General features: G+C 32.4%; 4 protein-coding genes. 2 read left to right on the top strand and 2 right to left on the bottom strand.

From position 1 onward, the window contains the following. Window positions 1–224, top strand: a 224-nt coding sequence (locus B4I81_RS06375) for a cell division protein ZapA (RefSeq protein ID WP_291108875.1), incomplete at its 5' end; no start/stop codon positions are given. Window positions 225–434: 210 nt separating this feature from the next. Next, a complete protein-coding gene (rny, locus tag B4I81_RS06370) occupies window positions 435–1997 on the top strand; it encodes a ribonuclease Y (protein ID WP_291108873.1) in 1563 nt (520 codons plus the stop codon). 119 nt (window positions 1998–2116) lie between these two features. On the opposite strand, the gene xerD is transcribed toward rny, so the two are convergent. Continuing rightward, entirely contained in the window at window positions 2117–3016 is a 900-nt protein-coding gene (gene xerD, locus B4I81_RS06365; RefSeq protein WP_291108871.1) for a site-specific tyrosine recombinase XerD, read from the bottom strand. Window positions 3017–3089: 73 nt separating this feature from the next. Continuing rightward, a complete protein-coding gene (locus tag B4I81_RS06360) occupies window positions 3090–3674 on the bottom strand; it encodes a porin family protein (protein WP_291108869.1) in 585 nt (194 codons plus the stop codon). Window positions 3675–3847 lie beyond the last annotated feature (173 nt).

The following is a 3847-nucleotide window of genomic DNA, read 5'->3' as shown; positions in this document are numbered from 1 at the left end:
AAGAAGAAGGGCTTAGAAGCGCTTCAAAGAAAATAGATGCTATGATAAAACAGTTTGAACAAAGTTATGCTGTAAGAGACAAACAAGATGTTTTAGCTATGTGTGCCTTGCAATTTGCAGCTCAAGTTGAACAAAAACAGATCAATTCTTCTCAAGATAATGAAACAAATATAGCCAGATTGCAAAATTTGGATAAAAAATTGAGTGAGTTACTCTCAAAATAAATACGTTCTTACATTAACAAACAAAGATACTGCCTACATTAGTATATATTTGATAAACTCAACACTAACAAATTAAACGAGTGAATCTTTGCAACTATAACAGGCCCTTTAGTGGGAAGTTTGAACTGCAGGTTAGCTCAAATCTTGTATAACAGAGTTTATACAAACACCTAATGTAGGCTTTTTTTATATAATTTTTTTAACTAACATATGGATATAGTAAGCATAATAATTGGAATCGTTGTCGGTATAGCTGGAGGTTTTGGTATTGCTAAATTTTTAGAAAAAAGCAATGTTTCTAACTTAATTAAAAATGCAAAAAAGGAAGCTGCTTCCATTTTAAAAGATGCAAAAACAGAAGCAGAAGCTGCAAAAAAAGATAAAATACTTCAAGCTAAAGAAAAATTTTTAGAATTAAAAGCCGAGCATGAACAAGTAATTCTAGCACGTGATAAAAAAATGGCTGAAGCCGAAAAAAGAACGCGCGACAAAGAATCTCAAGTTTCTAATGAGTTAGCAAGAGCAAAAAAAGCAGCTGATGATGCTGAAGCTAAAATTGCTGATTACAACAACAAAATAGAATATTTAGACAAAAAACAACAAGAAATTGATAAACTTCACAAAAGTCAGGTAGAACAATTAGAAGCCATCTCTGGACTTTCTGCCGAAGATGCAAAAAATCAATTAGTTGAAAGCCTAAAAGCAGAAGCAAAAACCAACGCTATGTCTTACATTCAAGACACTGTTGAAGAGGCTAAAATGACAGCTCAACAAGAAGCAAAGAAAATCATTATTAATACCATACAAAGAGTTGGAACTGAAGAAGCAGTTGAAAACTGTGTATCCGTATTCAATATTGAATCTGACGATGTAAAAGGTAGAATTATTGGTCGTGAAGGTCGTAATATTAGAGCCTTAGAAGCAGCAACTGGAGTTGAAATTATTGTAGATGACACACCAGAAGCTATCATCTTATCTTGTTTTGACCCTGTAAGAAGAGAAATTGCGCGTTTAGCATTACATAAATTGGTAACAGACGGACGTATTCACCCGGCTCGTATCGAAGAAGTTGTAGCTAAAACAGCAAAACAAATCGATGAAGAAATTATTGAAACTGGTAAACGTACTGTAATTGATTTAGGAATCCACGGATTACACCCTGAATTAATTAAAGTTGTGGGTAGAATGAAATACCGTTCTTCTTACGGACAAAACTTATTACAACACTCAAGAGAGGTAGCTAAGTTATGTGGTATTATGGCGGCTGAACTAGGATTAAACGTTAAATTAGCTAAAAGAGCTGGTTTATTACACGATATTGGAAAAGTACCAGATACAGAGAGTGAATTGCCTCACGCAATACTAGGTATGCAATGGGCAGAGAAATATGGTGAAAAAGAAGAAGTATGTAATGCTATTGGAGCACACCACGACGAAATAGAAATGAAATCATTGATTTCTCCAATAATCCAAGTATGTGATGCTATTTCTGGTGCACGTCCTGGAGCAAGAAGACAAGTATTGGATTCTTACATCCAACGTTTGAAAGACTTAGAAGATATTGCATTTGGATTTAATGGTGTAAAAAATGCTTATGCAATTCAGGCAGGTAGAGAATTACGTGTGATTGTTGAGAGCGAAAAAGTTTCTGATGAAGCAGCAGCTAATCTTTCTTTTGATATTTCACAAAAAATTCAGACTGAAATGACTTATCCTGGTCAGGTGAAAATTACAGTAATTAGAGAAACTAGAGCTGTCAATATTGCGAAGTAATTTTTAAGTCGCAGTATTCAGTCGCAGTTGACAGTAAATATTTAAAAAAGGGGGTTTCAAAATTTTGAAAATCCCTTTTTTTTATTCCCATAACTGTGACTGAAAACTGTGACTGCTAACTATTTACGTGGATGATAATTATTCAACACTTCCGACAAGAATTTTCTATCCAAATGCATATACACTTCTGTAGTAGTAATTGATTCATGACCTAGCATTAATTGAATAGAACGTAAATCGGCACCGTTTTCTAAAAGATGCGTTGCAAATGAATGTCGGAATGTATGAGGGCTTATTGTTTTGTTTAAGTTGATTTTTACCGCCAAATCTTTTATAATGGTAAATACCATAGCACGAGTTAATCGTCTTCCTCTTCTATTTAAAAATAAGGTATCCTCATGACCTTTTTGTACTCGATAATGCACACGTATTAAATTAACATAAGAAGTAATATATTTTATAGTAGATTGACCTACAGGCACAAAACGTTGCTTGTTTCCTTTTCCAGTAATTTTAATAAAACCTTCTTCAAAAAACAAATCGGATATCTTTAAACCAACTAATTCCGAGACACGCAAGCCGCAACTATACAAGATCTCTAACATGGCTCTATTGCGCTCACCCTCAGGAGTAGACAAATCAATAGCACCTATTAAAGCATCAATTTCTTCTGTAGCTAAAGTATCCGGTAGTTTTCTTCCGGTTTTAGGCACCTCAATTAATTCTAAAGGCGTGTCTTTTCGATAATCTTCAAAAATTAAATAATTAAAAAAACTCTTTAAGCCTGAAATAATTCTTGATTGACTTCTAGCATTAACTTGCGATGAAATTTCATAAATAAATTGTTGGATAATTTCTTCAGAAATGTGTAATGGCGAAACATTAGTATTATGTTTTTCTAAAAAAAACACTAATTTTTCTATATCAAAAGTATAATTATCAATAGTGTTTTTAGAAAGCCCACGCTCTAAGCGCAGATAATTTTGATATTCTTTAATATACGATTGCCAAGTACTCATTTTTCAAATGTAGGTAATTTACAGTAATAAAAAAATCCCGCTAAAGCGGGATTTTGAAATTTTCAAGAAACAATTATAATTTAAAAACGCCACCAACATTAATTGAACTGTAAGCATTTTTAATTGTGAAATCACTATCTTTTGGCACATCTGTAAGACCAGTAATACCTTGTAAATCAATTAAAATACTAAATTTTTGATTAATTTCAATTTTATATCCAATACCATAAGCCAATCCTAATTGAAAAGTATTCGCTTGATCTTTAATATCTCCAAAATTATTTTCTGCCTTCGTTAAGAAACTAAAACTTGGACCAAAATTCAAATTCCATTTTCTTGTAGAACCAAAATGCCAATTTGCATTAGCTGGCAGGGTAATATAATTTAATTTTTCTTCATAACCTCCAGAACCTTTAGCTCCCATTGTTTGATAATGTAAACCCGAACGTAAACTCCATCTATCATTAAAAAAATAATCTGCTCCCACACCAAAAGAAACTCCAGAAAGCGTATTAGAATCTAAACTCTCTTCACCATAGTAGTTAGCACTTGAATAACCAATTTGAGGAATTAACTCAACTGCACCTTTCTCTCTAGACTGTGCATTAGTAAAACCAAAAGCCAACAATGCAGCTGCAGATAATAAAATTTTTTTCATGTTTTAAGTTTTTAAATTTTATCAAAAATAATAAAAGTTTATTTAATTTCATTGTTGTCCGATAAAAAAGAAGCGAAAAAGATGGCTTCTTTAAAAGAATCGTAAATTTGTGTTTCGACATACAAAATACGATGAGTAACAGTAATTATTTTTCCAGTAAATCTGTTTTCGGA

This window comes from Flavobacterium sp. UBA6195 (assembly GCF_002422095.1).
In the GTDB taxonomy this organism is placed as follows: Bacteria; Bacteroidota; Bacteroidia; order Flavobacteriales; family Flavobacteriaceae; genus Flavobacterium.
This window is presented reverse-complemented; position numbering and strand designations above follow the sequence as displayed.